We start from the raw sequence: 15,959 nt of genomic DNA on the forward strand, positions 1-15,959 counted from the left end.
TTAGCCTCAGGGGTCAGACACGCTCAATGATCATGGCGATGCCTTGGCCTACGCCGATGCACATGGTGCACAGGGCGTAGCGGCCGGCTCGCCGTTCCAGTTCAAACAGGGCGGCTAGCGCCAGGCGCGCGCCGCTCATGCCCAACGGATGCCCCAGAGCGATCGCGCCGCCGTTGGGGTTAACCTGTGGGGCATCGTCCGGCAGGCCAAGCTGGCGCATCACCGCCAACGCCTGGGCGGCGAACGCTTCGTTCAATTCGATGACGTCCATCTGCGCCAGGCTCAGCCCGGCGATCTCCAGCACCTTGCGGGTGGCCGGCAGCGGGCCGATGCCCATCAGCCGCGGCTCTACGCCGCAGGTGGCGGTGGCGACGATGCGCGCCCGCGGCGTCAGCCCCTGGCGTGCTGCCATCGCTTCAGAGGCGACGATCAGCGCCGCCGCGCCGTCGTTCAGGCCCGAGGCGTTGCCGGCGGTGACGCTGCCGGGCTGACGGAACGGGGTTTTCAGCGCCTGCAACTGCTCGAAGGTGGTGTCGGCGCGCGGGTGTTCATCCTGGCTGAACAGGGTGACCGCGCCTTTTTTGCCGGTGAGGCTGACCGGCGCTATCTCCTGCGCCAGGTGGCCCAGCGCCTGCGCCCGGGCGGCACGCTGCTGGCTGCGCAGCGCAAAGGCGTCCTGATCGGCGCGGCTGATGTTGAACTGCGCCGCGACGTTTTCGGCGGTCTCCGGCATCGAATCGGTGCCGAACTCGGCCTGCATCCGCGGGTTGACAAAGCGCCAGCCGAGGGTGGTGTCGTACAGCTGCGCCTGGCGGCTGAAGGCGCTGTCGGCCTTGCCCATCACCAGCGGCGCACGGGTCATCGATTCCGCGCCGCCCGCCAGCAGCAACCCGGCGTCGCCGGCCTTGATGCTGCGCGCCGCCATCGCCAGCGCATCCAGGCCCGAACCGCACAGGCGGTTCACCGTGGTGCCGGAAACGCCGATCGGCACTCCGGCCAGCAGCAGCGCCATGCGTGCCAGGTTGCGGTTGTCTTCCCCGGCCTGGTTGGCGCAGCCGAGGATCACGTCGTCCAACTGCGCCCAATCCACCTGCGGATGGCGTTCCAGCAGCACGCGCAGCGGCAGGGCGGCGAGATCGTCAGCGCGCACCTGGGCCAGCGCGCCGCCATAGCGACCGATCGGGGTGCGCACGCCGTCGCAGATAAATGCCTGATTCATGCCTGATCTCCTAAAATACTGTGGCCGAGGCGGTGCGCGCGGCCGCGGAACCAGGCGACGGTTTTGCCCAGTTGGTTGACGATCTCGACGTCGTACAGCCCGGTGGCTTTGCCTTGGTGGCGCACCGCCGCGCTGGCGGTGAGGCGATCGCCGGCCAGTGCCGGGCGGACGAAATCGATGCTGCAGCCGGAGGCCACCGCCGCCAATCCCTGGCTGTTGCAGGCGTAGGCGAAGGCGGTATCCGCCAGGCTGAACAGCTGGCCGCCGTGGCAGGTCTGGTGGCCATTGAGCATCTGCGGGCCGACGGTCATGCTGACCTGTGCGTACCCTGCATCGACGGCGTCGATATGCATCCCCATCGCCTGAGCGCAGGTATCTTGCTGGAACATCTGTTCGGCGCAGCGCTGAGCCAGCGCGCGCGGCGTATTGGCGTTCATCGTTCGGCTCCTGAGAAAGAGGCGGGGGAAGCGTAGCGGCGCAGCAGTGGCATCGGGCGATAGCGCGCTTCGCCGTAATAGCGTTGCAGGTTTTCCAGCGTCGTCAGAATGTGGCGCCAGCCGAGTGCGGCGCCCCAGGCCAGCGGGCCGCGCGGATAGTTGACGCCGCGCAGCATCGCCAGATCGGTATCTTCGGCGCCGGCGACGCCTTTGTTCACCACGTCGAGCGCTTCGTTGGCCAGCATGGCCAGAGTGCGCATCGTCAGCAGGCCGGGATAATCCGGCAGTTGAATGACCTGCTTGCCGAGGGACTGCAGCAGGCGAATCGCGTTGGCATTGTGTTGCGCGCCGTTTTGCGCAGCGCAGCTGATGGCGATGGCGGAGGCATGCGCATAGTCGGCACAGAGATCGAACAGCACCACGGGCGTTCCACGTTCGTCGGCCAGTTGGCCGGCGGTTTTACCATTGGTTAACATCATTGTAACGTCGTCGATCGTGAGGTACGGGCTGGTCTGGCCAGGTTGTTTGATCGCCCCCGCATTTTCGATCAACAGTTCCGCCAAATCGGCCAGCGAAGACCAGTCGCCGTGCAGCGTGACGCGTTGCGGCGGCGCGGCCTGCGCCGGCGGCGCAAAGGCGATCATCTCTGCGGCGGGCCGTTGCGCGTCGTAGCGGTAGAAGCCGCGGCCGGATTTGCGGCCGAGGCGCCCGGCGGCCACCAGCTCCTGCTGCACCAGTGAGGGGGTGAAGCGCGGATCCTGGTAGAAGGCCTGATACACCGAGTCGGTCACGGCGTAATTGACGTCCTGGCCGATCAGATCGGTCAACTGCAGCGGGCCCATGGCGAAGCCGCCGGCGTCGCGCATGACTGCATCCAGGGTGGCGGCGTCGGCCACCCGTTCCTCCAGCGCGCGCAGGGTTTCGGCGTAGAATGGCCGCGCCACGCGGTTGACGATGAATCCCGGCGTCGAGCGGCATACAACGCTCTGCTTACCCCAGCGCTGCGCCAGGGCCTGCAGCGCGGCGAGGGTCTCGACCCCGGTCTCCAGACCGCTGACGATCTCCACCAGCTTCATCAGCGGCGCCGGGTTGAAGAAGTGCAGCCCGGCCATGCGCGCCGGGCGCTGCAGTGCCCCGGCGATGGCGGTGATTGACAGCGAGGAGGTATTGCTGGCGAACAGCGCCGTGGGCGAGCAGACCGCTTCCAGATCGCGGAACAGGCTCTGCTTGATCGCCAGATTTTCCGCCACCGCTTCAATCACCAGTGCGCAGTCGGCCAGCTGCTCGAGCGAATCGGCGCGTTCGAGGCGCGCCAGCAGCGCTTCGGTGGTCGCGGCGTCGGCCTTGCCGCCGTCGACCCGCTGGCGCAGGCGGCGAGCGAGATCGTCGATCGCGCGCTGGGCGGCGGCGGGCGCGATATCGAACAGCCGCACCGGATGGCCGGCGGCAGCGGCCACCTGGGCGATGCCGATGCCCATAGTGCCGGCGCCGATCACCGCCACCTGGCCGTTAAGAAGGGGCGCGTTCATGGCTATTTCCCGCTGAAGTTTGGCGTGCGTTTGGCGAAGAACGCGCTGACGCCTTCGCGGTAGTCGTCGCTGCGGCCGCCCAATCGCTGCAGATCGCGCTCCAGATCGAGCTGTTGATCGAGGCTGTTGGTGGCCGAGCTGTAGAGGGCTTTCTTGATTAGCCCCAAACCGTAGGTCGGCTGGGTGGCCAGATGGCGCGCCAGCGTTTGCGTGCGGTCGGCCAATTCATCCGCCGGCACCACCTGCCAGATCATGCCCCACTCCAGCGCCTGTTGGGCGCTGATTTTGTCACCCAGCAAGGCCATGCCCATCGCGCGGGCGTGTCCGGCCAGCCGCGGCAGGAACCAGCTGCCGCCGGAATCCGGCACCAGCCCCAAACGGCAGAACGACTGAATAAAGCCGGCGTTGTCGGCGGCGATGACGATATCGCACGCCAGGGCCAGCGCGGCGCCGGCGCCGGCCGCCACGCCGTTGACTGCGCATACCACCGGTTTCGGCAGGGCGGTCAGGCGGCGGATCAGGGGGTTGTAGAAACGTTCGACCGACAGGCCGAGATCCGGCGCCTGTTGATCGGCGCTGACGTTGCGATCGTTGAGATCCTGCCCGGCGCAGAAACCGCGCCCGGCACCGGCGATCAGCAGGCAGCGCACGCTGTCGTCGCGCTCGGCTTGCGTCAGCGCTTCGCTCAGCTGGCGATGCATCTCGTCGTTAAAGCTGTTGAGCCGATCCGGCCGGTTGAGGGTCAGCGTCAACACGCCGGCGTCGAGATGGCTGAGAATCAATGCGTTATCCATAAATCAGCGCCCCTGATAGTTTGGCGTACGTTTTTCGAAAAAGGCGGCGATGCCTTCGCGGCGATCGTCGGTGGCGGCCAGGGTGACGAACTGCTGACGCTCCATCGCTAGCCCCTGGCTAAGGCCGGTTTCCTCGGCCTGTTTCAGCGCCTGCTTGGCGGCGCGCAGCGCCAGCGGCGCCTGACGGCTGATGCGATCGGCAATCTGCTGCGTGCGCTCCAGCGTCAGGGCATCGACGCACACTTCGCTGATAAGGCCAGCCTGCAACGCAGTGCGGGCGTCGATGGCTTCGCCGGTCAGCACCATCTGGCTGGCGCGCGCCTTGCCGACGCAGCGGATCAGGCGCTGGGTGCCCCCGGCGCCCGGCATCAGGCCGAGGGTGATCTCCGGCAGGCCGAAGCGGGCGCTTTCGCCGCCGATGGCGATGTCGCAGGCCAGCGCCAGCTCGCAGCCGGCGCCCAGGGCATAACCGTTCACCGCCGCCAGCAGCGGCTTGCTGAACTGCGCCAGACGCTGCCACAGCTGTGGACGGCGATCCGCCAGCGCGGCCGGCAGATCCTGCTGTTGCAGTTCGCGCAGATCGGCGCCGGCGGCGAAAAAGCGCGCCGCGCCGGCGATCACCACGGCGCCCACGCCACTGTCGGCATCTGCCTGCTCCAGACGGGCAACCAGCTGTTCCAGGCACGGCGTGCTCAGGGCGTTGCGCGCCTCCGGGCGGTGCAGCGTCAGCGTGACCACGCGGTGTTGCTGCTGATGCAAAATAAAGGGGGTATCCATCGCGGCTCCTAGACGTCGAAGTCCAATACCACGCCGTCGCCTTTCGGCCACGACTGGCAGCTCAATACGTAGCCCGCCGCCAGCTGATCCGGCTCCAGGCTGTAGTTGACGCCCATCTCCACCTGGCCGGCCTTCAGACGGCATTTGCAGGTGGCGCACACGCCGCCTTTGCAGGCGTAGGGCAGATCGGCGCCCTGGCGCAGCGCGGCATCGAGAATGCTGTCGTCCTGTTCGCCGATCTCGATATCCAACCGGCGGCCGTCGAGCAGGATCGCCACCCGGGTAGCGTTGCGATCGCCGCTGTGGCGCGGGCGGGTGACCAGGCCGCTGGTGTTGAAGCGTTCGCTGTGGATGTGATTGGCCGGTACGCCGGCCTGCACCAGCACGGTTTGCGCGTCGTCCATCATCGATTCCGGCCCGCAGATAAAGGCGTGGTCATAGTCGCGGAAATCCAGCAGCGCGCCGCCGATCGCCGCCAGGCGTTCACGGTCGATGCGGCCGCTGAGCAGCGGGCTGTCGAGACTTTCCTGGCTGAACAGGTACAGCGGCTGAAAACGCTGCGGGTAGCGGTTTTTCAGATCCGACAGCGCCTCTTTGAACATCATTGAACGGCTGTTGCGGTTGCCGTAGATCAGGGTGAAGCTGCTGCCCGGTTCGAGCAGCAGCGTCGCCTTGATGATCGACAGCATTGGCGTGATGCCGGAGCCGGCGGCGATCGCCAGGTAGTTGCCGTGGCGCTCTGCCTGCGGCTGGTAGCCGAAGCGCCCCTGCGGCACCATCACCTCCAGTGCGTCGCCGACTTTCAGCATGCGGTTGACGAAGCCGGAGAAACGGCCCTGATCAATCGCTTTTACGCCGATCTGCAGCAGGCCTTCCTGCGGCGAACTGCAGATGGAGTAGCAACGCCGCAGTTCTTCGCCGTTGACTAGCGCCTTGAGCGTCAGGTGCTGACCGGGGGTATAGCGGTATTGGTTTTGCAGCTCTTCAGGCACCCGCAGGGTGATGGCTACGGCGTCAGGCGTTTCGCGCTCGATGGCGGCGACGCTCAGGCGATGAAAGACCGTCATGGTGTCAGCGCTCCTATATGCATTTGAAATAGTCGAACGGTTCCCGGCAGTCGCAGCAGCGGTACAGCGCTTTACAGGCGGTGGATCCGAACTCGCTGATCTTCTCGCTGTGGGTGCTGCCGCAGCGCGGGCAGGCGACCGGGCCGTGGGCATGCGGCCGATCGCAGGTGTGGCCCTGCGGGGGCGCTACGCCGTATTGCCGCAGCCGCTCGCGGGCGTCGGCGTTCATCCAGTCGGTGGTCCAGGCCGGGCTGAGGCGAATGTCCACCTGCACCGGGCTGAAACCGGCGGCCGCCAGCCGCTGCTCGATGGCGTTGAGCAAAAATTCGGTGGCCGGGCAGCCGGAATAGGTTGGGGTGAAGGTCACGCGCCAGCCGCTGCCGTCGCGTACCACGTCGCGCACCATGCCCAAATCGGTGATCGACAGCACCGGCAGCTCGGGATCGCTGATCTGCTGCAGGCAGTGCCAAATCTGCGGGATTTCGGCGGGTTGCAAACGAGTGACGTTCATCGCGGCCTCCTACCAATGACTGTTTGGGTAGGCGCGCTGCAGGAACTGCATCTCCGCCAGCAACGGGCCGAGGTGTTCGCTGTGCTGACCTTGCTTGCCGCCGTGACGGAACGCCTGCTCGGCGGGCAGCGCCAGCGTCGCCTGGCGCAGCGTCTCCTCCACCTGCGCTTGCCAGGGAGCCTGCAGCTGGCGCGGATCGACGGCGATGCCCTGTTCCGCCAGCTCAAGCTCCAGCGCGTCGGCGTGGAACAGCTCGGCGGTGAAACGCCACAGGTTATCCAGCGACTGTTGGATCTTGCGGTGGCTGATATCGTTGCCGTCACCGAGGCGGATCATCCAGCCGTGGCTGAAGCGCAGGTGATAATCGGCCTCCTTCAACGATTTGGCGGCGATGGCGGCGATCTGCGCATCGTGGCTGCGGCTCAGCGCCTGGTGCAGCTGTACGTGGTAGGCATCGAGCAGGAATTGGCGCACCAGCGTGTCGTTGAAACCGCCGTTCGGCTGTTCCGCCAGCAACAGGTTATGAAACTGGCGTTCGTCGCGGCCGAAGGCCAGGCTGTCTTCGCTGCAGGGCGGCCCGGCCAGTTCGGCGGCGTAGCCCAGGAAGTGGCGCGCCTGGCCGAGCAGATCGAGGCCGATGTTGGCCAACGCCAGATCGATTTCCAGTTCGGGCGCGTGGCCGCACCAGGCGCACAGACGCTGGGCGAGGATCAGAGGCGTGTCGCCCTGGCGGAGCAAATAGCTGATGCGCGGATCGTTAACCGTCATGGTCGCCTCTACATGTTCTTGATGCCGTCGGGGATGGTGTAAAACGTCGGATGACGGTAGATCTTGTCTTCGGACGGATCGAAGAACGCGCCGCGATCTTCCGGCTGCGAGGCGATCAGATGGCGCGATTGCACCACCCAGATCGAACAGCCTTCGTTGCGGCGCGTGTAGGCGTCGCGGGCGTTTTCCAGCGCCATTTGGTCGTCGGCGGCGTGCAGGCTGCCGACGTGGCGATGCGCCAACCCTTGTTTGCTGCGGATAAACACTTCATACAGCGGCCATTCAACGTGGCTCATGATCTTGGTTCCTTATGTTGGCTATGCGGCGGAAGCGGCGTTTTTCGCGGCGTGGGCCATGGCGCCGTCGCGCACCCAGGCGCCGTCTTCCCAGGCGCGGCGTTTGGCCTGCAGGCGTTCGTGGTTGCATTGGCCGCGTCCTTTGATCACTTCATGCAGTTCGCTCCAGTCGATCTCGCCGAAGCGATAGTGGCCGGCGGCCTCGTCCCAGGTAAGACTCGGGTCTGGCGCCGTCATGCCCAGCGCCTCAAGCTGCGGCACGGTGTTGTCGACGAATTTCTGCCGCAGCTCATCGTTGCTGTGGCGTTTGATTTTCCACGCCATGCTCTGGGCGCTGTGAGGGGAGTCGGCGTCGCTCGGGCCGAACATCATCAGCACCGGCCACCAGAAGCGATCGATAGCGTCCTGCAACATGGCACGCTGCGTGTCGCTGCCGTTGGCCATCGCCATCACCGCCTCGTAGCCCTGGCGCTGGTGGAAGCTTTCTTCTTTGCAGATTTTCACCATCGCCCGCGCATAGGGGCCGTAGGAGGCGCGGCACAGCGCTACCTGGTTGACGATGGCGGCGCCGTCGACCAGCCAGCCGATCACGCCGATATCCGCCCAGTTGAGCGTGGGGTAATTGAAGATGGAGGAATACTTCATCTTGCCGTCGAGCATCTTTTGGTAGATGTCCTGGCGCGAACAGCCGAGGGTCTCGGCGGCGCTGTAGAGGTACAGACCGTGGCCGGCCTCATCTTGCACTTTGGCCAGCAGCACCGCCTTGCGGCGCAGCGTGGGGGCGCGCGTCAGCCAGTTGGCTTCCGGCAGCATGCCGATGACTTCCGAGTGGGCGTGTTGGCCGATCTGCCGAATCAGGTTCTGACGGTAGGCGTCCGGCATCCAGTCTTTGGCCTCAATGGCGATATCCGCCGCGATCTTGTCGTCGAAATGCTGCTGATATTGTGCGTCAGTTGTCATGCTCGCCTCTTGGTGATTCGTATTTTTCACATTAAACATAAAAATGTGAATCACTTTAACTAACCATAAGGCTACAAACTGATAACAAAAAGATCAAACGAGATTCATGTGGTTTTGCGAGTTCACTCACAAGGTTTTTTGTTATTTTGTTGATTTAATTTGATAAATAAAACCATCGATTCCGTATTAATGACAGGGTAAGCGGCTTGAAAACGGGTTTTGTTCTGTTTTTGTTAAAATTTGATTTGGCGTTGACTGGCATTTATGTGATACGTAATTAAGCTGTAGGGTGAAAATTTATGAATTTTGGAGGGCACATGCAGCAGTTACACAGTTATCTATCTGGCGCCTGGGTGTATGGGCAGGGAGAGGGCCGCGAGATCCGTCACGCCGTGACCGGCGAAGCGCTGTACCAGGTCTGCTCCGACGGCCTGCCGTTAGCGGCGAGCCTGAGCTATGCCCGCAGCCACGGCGGCCCGGCGCTGGCGAACATGACATTCCAGCAGCGCGCCCAGATGCTGAAAGCGGTGGCGAAACACCTGCTGGCGCATAAAGAGGCGCTGTATCAGATTTCCTATCAAACCGGTGCGACGCGCAGCGACGGGTGGGTCGATATCGAAGGCGGCATCGCCACGCTGTTCGCCTATGCCGGCATGGCCGGCCGCGATCTGCCGGATGATACGCTGTGGCCGGAAGACGAGTTGATCCCGCTGTCGAAACAGGCGCAGTTCGCCGCCCGCCACGTGCTCACTTCGCGCCCTGGCGTGGCGCTGCACATCAACGCCTTCAACTTCCCGTGCTGGGGCATGCTGGAAAAACTGGCGCCGACCTGGCTGGCGGGCATGCCGGCCATCATCAAGCCGGCCACCGCCACCGCGCAGCTGACGCAGGCGATGGTCAGGCTGATCGTCGACAGCGGGCTGGTGCCGGAAGGGGCGTTGCAGTTGGTTTGCGGCGGCGTCGGCGACATGTTTGCGCACCTGGATTATCAGGATGCGGTGACTTTCACCGGCTCGGCGCAGACCGGGCAGCGGCTGCGTGCGCATCCGCGCCTGCTGGAAAAATCGATCGCCTTCACCATGGAGGCGGATTCGCTCAACTGCTGCGTGCTGGCGGAGGACGTGACGCCGGAGATGCCGGAGTTTGCGCTGTTCATCAAAGAAGTGTGCCGTGAAATGACCGCCAAGGCGGGGCAGAAATGTACTGCGATCCGCCGCATCATCGTGCCGGCGGCGCAGGTGACGGCGGTGCGTCAGGCCTTGTTGCAGCGCCTGGCGGGGGTGACGGTGGGCGACCCGCAGCTGGAGCCGGTGCGCATGGGGGCGTTGGTCAGCCACGAGCAGCGTGAGGATGTGCAAAGCAAGGTAGAGTTCCTGCTGCGCAATGGTTGCGAACCGCTCTGTGGCGCGGCGCTGGATAAGCTGGAGATCCTGGGCGACGGCGCGCGCGGTGGGGCGTTTTATCCACCGACCCTGCTGTATTGCGCCGATCCGTTCACCCATCAGGCGGTGCACGGCACCGAGGCCTTTGGGCCGGTGGCAACGCTGATGCCGTATGCGGATACCGAGCAGGCGATCGCGCTGGCGTTGCTGGGGCAGGGCAGCCTGGCGGGATCGCTGGTGACCGCCGATCCGGCGTTGGCCAAGCGCTTCATTCGCGCGGCGGCCTGCGCCCACGGCCGAATGCTGATTTTGGATGAACAGGCGGCGGCGGAGTCCACCGGCCACGGTTCGCCACTGCCGATGCTGGTACACGGCGGCCCGGGGCGCGCCGGTGGCGGGGAAGAGCTGGGCGGACTGCGTGCGGTGAAGCACTATATGCAGCGCACGGCGATCCAGGGCAGCCCGGCGATGCTGGCGGCCATCGGCGGTGAATGGGTGCGCGGCGCGCCGGTCGCCGAGCATCCGGTACATCCGTTCCGTAAATACTTCGAGCAGCTGCAGCTGGGCGACAGCCTGTTGACCGCGCGCCGCACCGTGACCGAAGCGGATATCGTCAACTTCGCCTGCCTGAGCGGCGATCATTTCTACGCGCACATGGACAAGATCGGCGCCGCCGATTCCCTGTTCGGCGAGCGAGTGGCGCACGGTTACTTTGTGGTGTCCGCCGCGGCCGGGCTGTTTGTCGATGCCGCCGTCGGGCCGGTGATCGCCAACTACGGCATGGAGAATCTGCGCTTTATCGAACCGGTGAAGATCGGCGACACCATTCAGGTGCGGCTGACCTGCAAGAAGAAAATCCGCAAGCCGCAAAAAACCGCCGAGGATCGGCCGCACGGCGTGGTGGTGTGGGATGTGCAGGTGTTGAATCAGGAACAGCAGCCGGTGGCGCTGTACAGCATCCTGACGCTGGTGGCGCGCCAGCAGGGGGACTTCGAGGCGTAATACGCGTTTGCCGCCGCCGGCAGCCCCGGCGGCGGCAATCTATTCAGATCAGCGGCTGACCGCGCAGCTGTTCCAGCACTTTCAGCGGCGAGCGCTGCGGATCCTGCATCTTGTTCACCGGCAACAGGAAGGTCTGTTCCAGCATAAACTGGCCGCCCATCGCGGCGTGCGGCGTTTGATCCGAGAAACAAATCCAGCTGCTGCCCGGCGGAAACGCCAGCGCCAGCTGCGGCCCCTGCTGCTGATAATCGCCGTCGGCCTTCATGGCGTCGTGCAACTGCAGCATCAGGTGGTCATAATGGCTGCGGCGGGTCTTGGTGATGCGCACCTGATGCTGCAGCCAGCTGCTGAGGGCGGAGTAGCGTGCGAGGCGCGGCATAAAGCGTGCCGCCAGCTCAGGGAACGGTTCACCGACGCGCCATTGGCGGTGCTCGCCGTGCGGGTTGATGTTGGTAAAAATGCGCAGAATGCGTTCGCCGTAGTTCGGGCGCGACGGGAAAGCGTCAACGTGCAGGCGGCTGTCGTCTTTGCGCCAGGAACTGGTCGCCCGCCAGGCGGAAACCGGGTGCAAACGCAGGCTGCCGGTCGGATGGTGCAGCGCCTCCTGATACTCGGGCAACAGCCCGGCGATCAGCTGGCGGCACGACTGGTAATAGCGCTCCAGCAGTTGCTGAACCTGCTGCCGGCGTTCCGCGACGGCGACGCCGGTCAGCTTGCCGGACAGCGGCTGATAGCTGATGTTTTTGCGCTTCGGATCGACCAACGTCGGATCCAGCAGTGGCATTTCCTGTTCAGACAGGGTGAAGGCCAGCTCGGGCAGAAACAGTACCTTGCCCTGTTCCAGTTCGCTGACCGCGCTGGATGCTTCCGCTGCCGCCCATTGTCGCAACGGCAGCGTCAGGACGGCCTGTTCACGCATAATATCGCCAGTAGGCATGAGATCTCCTCGCAAATCTATATCGCTTTATTCCCGTCTTTCAGGTTGCCGCGTGATTGGCTGCACTGGCTTGCGCAGTGGCTGGCTGGAGCGGCGTCAGCAGGCCGCTCAATTGCAACGTGAAATTTGTGGGTTCTATTATGGATGTATCAGCAGGGCGCAGTGCGCCGAAGCGTGCGAAGGCTTCCTGATAGAGAGAATATTCCCAATAAGGATATCACCGGCAATACCAATGAAAAGTAAACGAGGGCTAAACGGGGCTGCGCGTAGGCACGAATAATCAAAAATGGCACGAATTGTCTGCGGAATGGTGTGTTTTTTATCTTATTGAATTGTAATGGAAATAAATATGCTGCTTATTTATTGGCGTTATTTCATTCAAATAGCAGGGCAAACCGGGGAAATAATGTTGCGGAGTGGAATTATTTCATCTTGTCGGGAATAAATCGGGCCGCCAAATTTGGAGACCCGATTATTGATTAAGCACCGTAAATGCAGTTTTTGCCTTTTTTCTTGGCCTGATACAGCGCGCTGTCCGCCTCATTGATAAAGCTGATCGGCGTATCGTTATACATATGTGGCACTTTGGCGCAGATGCCGATGCTGATGGTGACGATACCGTGCGGGTTGCCCTGATGCGGGATCTTCAGATCGCGTACCGCCTGGATGACGCGTTCGGCGAAAATCAGTGCGCCCTGAATGTCGGTATCCGGCAGGATAATCCCCATCTCTTCGCCGCCGTAGCGCGCTAAAACGTCGTTGCTGCGGCATGCCAACCCTTTGAGCGTTTGGCCGATCTGCTGCAGGCACTGGTCCCCGGCGACGTGGCCATAGCTGTCGTTGTACTGTTTGAAATAGTCGATATCCAGCATCAGCAGCGCCACGCTGCGGTAGTTGCGCGAAGCCCGCGCCAGCTCGTTCTTCAGCGCGATATCAAACTGGCGGCGGTTGGCCAGCCCGGTCAGGCCGTCCAGCAGCGCCAGTTCTTCGAGCATTTGGTTGATGCTGGTCAGCTGATCGCGGGTGCGCATCAGCTCGGCTTCGGTTTGCATGCTGTGCTTGATTTGCCGCAGCAGCACCATGCCCATCGCCAACAGGATCATCAGCAGCGAGAGGCCACCGGCGGCGAACAGCCCGGCGTCGGTGCGCCAGTCCGCCAGCGCGTCGCGTTTCGATAGCCCGGCGGCGATCACCAGCGGAAAGCGGTTGACCCGCGAATAGCCGTAGATGCGCTCCACTTTGTCGTACAGCGAGGTGATGGTGGCGTTGCCGAATTCCGAATGCGGCAAAATTTCGCTGAACAGCACGCCCTTGGCGATGTTTTTACCGATCGACGCCGCCGAGTAGGGGCGGCGGTAAAGGATGGTGCCGTCCGCCAGCAGCAGGTTCAGCGAGGCGTCAGTGTTGAGGGCGAAGCTGTCGTAAAACTGGCGGAAATAATCGACGTACAGCGTCGCCAGCACCACGCCGCCAAAGCTGCCATCCGGGTGGTTGAAGCGCCGCGAAACGGGAATGATCAGATCGCCGGTGGTGCGGCTGCGGATCACCTTGCCGATGTACAGGCCGCCGCCGTCGCGGTTTTGATGGTATTTGAAGTAATCGCGATCGGCGTTGTTGGCGTTCTTGATGAATTTGCCCGAGGAGGTCGCCAGCCAGCGGCCGCGCGCATCGTAGAGAAACAGCCCATGCAGCTGCGGCAGGTTGCCGACCTGCGTCTGCATGACGCGCTGCAGCCGCGTCAGCTGCGATGGACCCAGCCCGTCGTTCTGGAGACGTTCGGTCAGATCGAGCAGATTGCCGTCCACCTGCATGAAAGTATCGTCGGCATGCTGCGCCAGCGAACGGGCGAGGTTGGCGGATTCATGCTCGGCGCTGCGCAGATCGCGCTGGTGCGCGTTCCAGATTTGCCAGCTGTTAAAGAGGATCAGCGTGGCGGCAACGATGATGACAAACACGCCGGCCTGAAATAATAATGGGGAGCTTTTAACGCTGCGCGGCGGCACGGCATCCTGTATGGGTTGCTGCTGAGTCATGTCACCCTTGTTGTTTGATTACTATTTAGTTCGAGTTAAGAGCAATCTTATATTTTATGCATAAACGCGCCAGACCTCTAGCCCTTAACGAGGCGATAAGGCGAAAGGGCGATCGCAACCCGCATTTGCGGCGGCGTGAACGCGAAGGAGTAAAAGGGCCATGTCGGATTACATCATTATCGCTTTATTGACGCTGGCGGTGTATTACCCCCTCACGCTGGGGGGGCTGGCGGTGATGATGTTCTTCGCCTGGCGGCGGCGCCGGTCGCCCTATTGGCGGTTGGGATTGGCGCTGTTGGCGCTGCTGTTCGTGCTGTTCGCCAAGGTGGCGTATGACTGGCACCGCTACAGCTAGCGGCGCCATGACGGGTTATTCGACGTTGATCATCCAGTTGACGCCGAATTTGTCGGTCAGCATACCAAAGCCTTTGGCCCAGAAGGTGGCTTGGTAAGGCATCGTCACCTGGCCGCCCTGCGCCAGATTGTCGAACAGTTTGCGTCCTTGCTCCGCATCGCTGGGGTTCAGCGACAGCGAGAAGCCTTTGTGAGAAGCGCCGCCGCTGTCATCTTGTGGGCAGCCATCGGAGGCCATCAGTACACCGTCGCCGATCAGCAGACGCGCATGCATGATCGCTTCAGGATTGGCGTCCTGCGGCCCGCCTTGGCGGGCTTCTTCGGGCATGTCTTTGAAGCGCATGACCATTTCAATTTTGGCATTCAACTGCTGTACATAGAAGTTAATCGCTTGCTCACAGTTACCGCTGAAAAACAAATAGGGTTGTACCAGCATGACATTGACCTCGGTTGTGGCCCGACAGGCAACGACCGGCCCTCGGGCAGGAAGAAATGGTTGCTGGCGGCAATAATTGCCGTCGGTGACTTATTAGTGTAGTTCCCCTGACGCAGAATGCTCGTGCGAGGTGAGCGCCTTCGCCGCCGGCAGGGCGGGCGAAGGCGCGAAGGCGGTTAATACAGCGAAGGTTCGCCGGGTGGGCGGGTTTTAAAGCGGCGGTGCAACCACATGTATTGATCGGGTGCCAGCAGCACCTGTTCTTCCACCACGCGGTTCATCATGGTCGCCGCGCGCGTTTCATCGTCCAGCGGGAAGTCCGTCAGCGGTGGCTGTACGATCAGCTCATAACCCTGCGCATGCGGCAGGCGGCGCGGCACGAATGGCACGATCGACGGCCGCCCCATGCGCGCCAGGATATAGGTGCCGGTCGTCGTGGCGGCGTTTTCCACGGCGAAGAACGGTACGAACACGCTGCTTTGCGGGCCATAATCGTGGTCCGGCGCATACCACAGGATTTCACCCTGTTTCAGGTTGCGGATCATGCCTTTGATATCTTTACGATCGATCATGAATTTATTCGAGCGTAGCCGGCCGCGGGTCTGCACCCATTCCATCAGTTTGTTATTGTGCGGGCGATGCACGCCGATGCCGGGGTTTTGCATGCCGAAGATGCGCGCACCCAGCTCCAGAGTGAGGAAATGCAGGCCGATCAGCAGCACGCCTTTCCCGTCCTGACGCGCCAACTGCATGTTTTCCATGCCGCTCACCTTAAACCAACGGGCGATGCGCCAGTCAGGCCAGAACCAGGCCATGCCGACTTCGAACAGGCCCATGCCGACGGACTCAAAATTTTTGACAATCAGCGCCTCGCGCTCGGCGGCGAGCATCTCAGGGAAGCAGAGTTCTACATTGCGGCGTGCTATTTTTACCCGGCGTTTCATCAGGCGCATGGCTATTCTGCCAAGGCCGTGTCCGAGTCGATAAATGAGCGGGTAGGGCAGTAACACCAAGAGATAGAGTATTCCCAGCCCTATCCACAGCAACCAATAACGAGGGCGCAAGAATTTGCGCTCAAAGCGTTGGTTATAAAGCATTTTTTCTATGATTCCTTTTCTTTCCCAATGGGACCTTAACCCAAATTTTTATAAGGCGAATAGTAGAACATTTCGTGCTAAATAGGATTTTCCATTAATGCTTTTTTTTCACTTTATTTAATCGCAGGCGAAAAATGGAGTGAGATAGGATTTTTACCGAGGGAAGGGAAGATATTTTCCGCTATTTCAACCGGCTGGTGCAATTGAAAAATAAAGACACAATTAAGCGCATCGCAAAAGTGACAACTGCTATGTAACCTTAATGAAACAGTAACGCGACGGAACCGTCCCAAACGGCGGCCAGTGCGTACAGTAGCGCGAGAATCAGGACAAAGGGGGCATTGAACATGGATGTTTCCT

16 protein-coding genes are annotated in these 15,959 nt (G+C 62.4%); 2 read left to right on the forward strand and 14 right to left on the reverse strand.

Annotation, left to right across the window (positions count from 1 at the left end):
- Positions 1–13: 13 nt before the first annotated feature.
- Genes pcaF through paaA form a run of 10 tightly spaced genes read right to left on the reverse strand, consistent with a single transcriptional unit; the run spans position 14 to position 8,358 of the window.
- On the reverse strand, positions 14–1,219 hold the full coding sequence (pcaF, locus tag WA302_RS11930) for a 3-oxoadipyl-CoA thiolase (protein WP_025303370.1): 1,206 nt from the start codon (positions 1,217–1,219) through the stop codon (positions 14–16).
- Complete coding sequence (paaI, locus tag WA302_RS11935) at positions 1,216–1,656, reverse strand: hydroxyphenylacetyl-CoA thioesterase PaaI (RefSeq protein WP_016927190.1); 441 nt, start codon at positions 1,654–1,656, stop codon at positions 1,216–1,218. Before paaI ends, pcaF begins: the two co-directional genes overlap by 4 nt.
- Positions 1,653–3,185 (reverse strand): 3-hydroxyacyl-CoA dehydrogenase, encoded by a 1,533-nt coding sequence (locus WA302_RS11940; protein ID WP_197837139.1) that lies wholly within the window; start codon positions 3,183–3,185, stop codon positions 1,653–1,655. Before WA302_RS11940 ends, paaI begins: the two co-directional genes overlap by 4 nt.
- Positions 3,186–3,187: 2 nt before the next feature.
- The gene (gene paaG, locus WA302_RS11945) at positions 3,188–3,979 is read right to left on the reverse strand and encodes a 2-(1,2-epoxy-1,2-dihydrophenyl)acetyl-CoA isomerase PaaG (RefSeq protein ID WP_025303368.1); all 792 of its coding nucleotides are present in this window, start codon (positions 3,977–3,979) and stop codon (positions 3,188–3,190) included.
- 3 nt (positions 3,980–3,982) lie between these two features.
- Entirely contained in the window at positions 3,983–4,756 is a 774-nt protein-coding gene (paaF, locus tag WA302_RS11950; RefSeq protein WP_025303367.1) for a 2,3-dehydroadipyl-CoA hydratase PaaF, read from the reverse strand.
- Positions 4,757–4,764: 8 nt separating this feature from the next.
- A complete protein-coding gene (gene paaE, locus WA302_RS11955) occupies positions 4,765–5,823 on the reverse strand; it encodes a 1,2-phenylacetyl-CoA epoxidase subunit PaaE (protein WP_197825368.1) in 1,059 nt (352 codons plus the stop codon).
- 13 nt (positions 5,824–5,836) lie between these two features.
- Positions 5,837–6,334: a 1,2-phenylacetyl-CoA epoxidase subunit PaaD gene (gene paaD / locus WA302_RS11960; RefSeq protein WP_025303365.1), complete on the reverse strand. Its 498-nt coding sequence runs from the start codon at positions 6,332–6,334 to the stop codon at positions 5,837–5,839.
- Positions 6,335–6,343: 9 nt separating this feature from the next.
- Complete coding sequence (gene paaC, locus WA302_RS11965; RefSeq protein ID WP_197825369.1) at positions 6,344–7,102, reverse strand: 1,2-phenylacetyl-CoA epoxidase subunit PaaC; 759 nt, start codon at positions 7,100–7,102, stop codon at positions 6,344–6,346.
- An 8-nt stretch (positions 7,103–7,110) separates the two neighbouring features.
- Positions 7,111–7,398 (reverse strand): 1,2-phenylacetyl-CoA epoxidase subunit PaaB, encoded by a 288-nt coding sequence (paaB, locus tag WA302_RS11970; RefSeq protein ID WP_004935173.1) that lies wholly within the window; start codon positions 7,396–7,398, stop codon positions 7,111–7,113.
- A gap of 21 nt (positions 7,399–7,419) precedes the next feature.
- On the reverse strand, positions 7,420–8,358 hold the full coding sequence (gene paaA, locus WA302_RS11975) for a 1,2-phenylacetyl-CoA epoxidase subunit PaaA (RefSeq protein WP_033647856.1): 939 nt from the start codon (positions 8,356–8,358) through the stop codon (positions 7,420–7,422).
- Positions 8,359–8,675: 317 nt separating this feature from the next.
- Here paaA and paaZ point away from each other — a divergent pair, with 317 nt between their 5' ends.
- Positions 8,676–10,742 (forward strand): phenylacetic acid degradation bifunctional protein PaaZ, encoded by a 2,067-nt coding sequence (gene paaZ, locus WA302_RS11980; protein ID WP_049295901.1) that lies wholly within the window; start codon positions 8,676–8,678, stop codon positions 10,740–10,742.
- 43 nt (positions 10,743–10,785) lie between these two features.
- Here paaZ and WA302_RS11985 read toward each other — a convergent pair whose 3' ends face one another.
- Together WA302_RS11985 and WA302_RS11990 are read right to left on the reverse strand one after the other, a co-directional pair.
- Entirely contained in the window at positions 10,786–11,679 is an 894-nt protein-coding gene (locus tag WA302_RS11985) for a Kdo hydroxylase family protein (RefSeq protein ID WP_025303361.1), read from the reverse strand.
- Positions 11,680–12,158: 479 nt separating this feature from the next.
- Positions 12,159–13,712 carry a sensor domain-containing diguanylate cyclase gene (locus WA302_RS11990; RefSeq protein ID WP_025303360.1) on the reverse strand — a complete coding sequence of 518 codons (1,554 nt, stop codon included), beginning with the start codon at positions 13,710–13,712 and terminating at the stop codon, positions 12,159–12,161.
- A 160-nt stretch (positions 13,713–13,872) separates the two neighbouring features.
- Between WA302_RS11990 and WA302_RS11995 the strand changes: the two genes are divergently transcribed.
- Positions 13,873–14,067, forward strand: a complete 195-nt coding sequence (locus WA302_RS11995) for a hypothetical protein (protein WP_043140533.1) — start codon at positions 13,873–13,875, stop codon at positions 14,065–14,067.
- Between the two features lie 15 nt (positions 14,068–14,082).
- Here the strand turns inward: WA302_RS11995 and yjdN are convergent, their stop codons facing one another.
- Both yjdN and WA302_RS12005 read right to left on the reverse strand, forming a co-directional pair.
- On the reverse strand, positions 14,083–14,502 hold the full coding sequence (gene yjdN, locus WA302_RS12000; protein WP_025303359.1) for a VOC family metalloprotein YjdN: 420 nt from the start codon (positions 14,500–14,502) through the stop codon (positions 14,083–14,085).
- A gap of 176 nt (positions 14,503–14,678) precedes the next feature.
- Complete coding sequence (locus tag WA302_RS12005) at positions 14,679–15,599, reverse strand: Kdo(2)-lipid IV(A) acyltransferase (RefSeq protein ID WP_261456470.1); 921 nt, start codon at positions 15,597–15,599, stop codon at positions 14,679–14,681.
- Between the last annotated feature and the right edge of the window lie 360 nt (positions 15,600–15,959).

It is taken from the genome of Serratia sp. 201 (assembly GCF_037027545.1).
GTDB lineage: Bacteria > Pseudomonadota > Gammaproteobacteria > Enterobacterales > Enterobacteriaceae > Serratia > Serratia bockelmannii.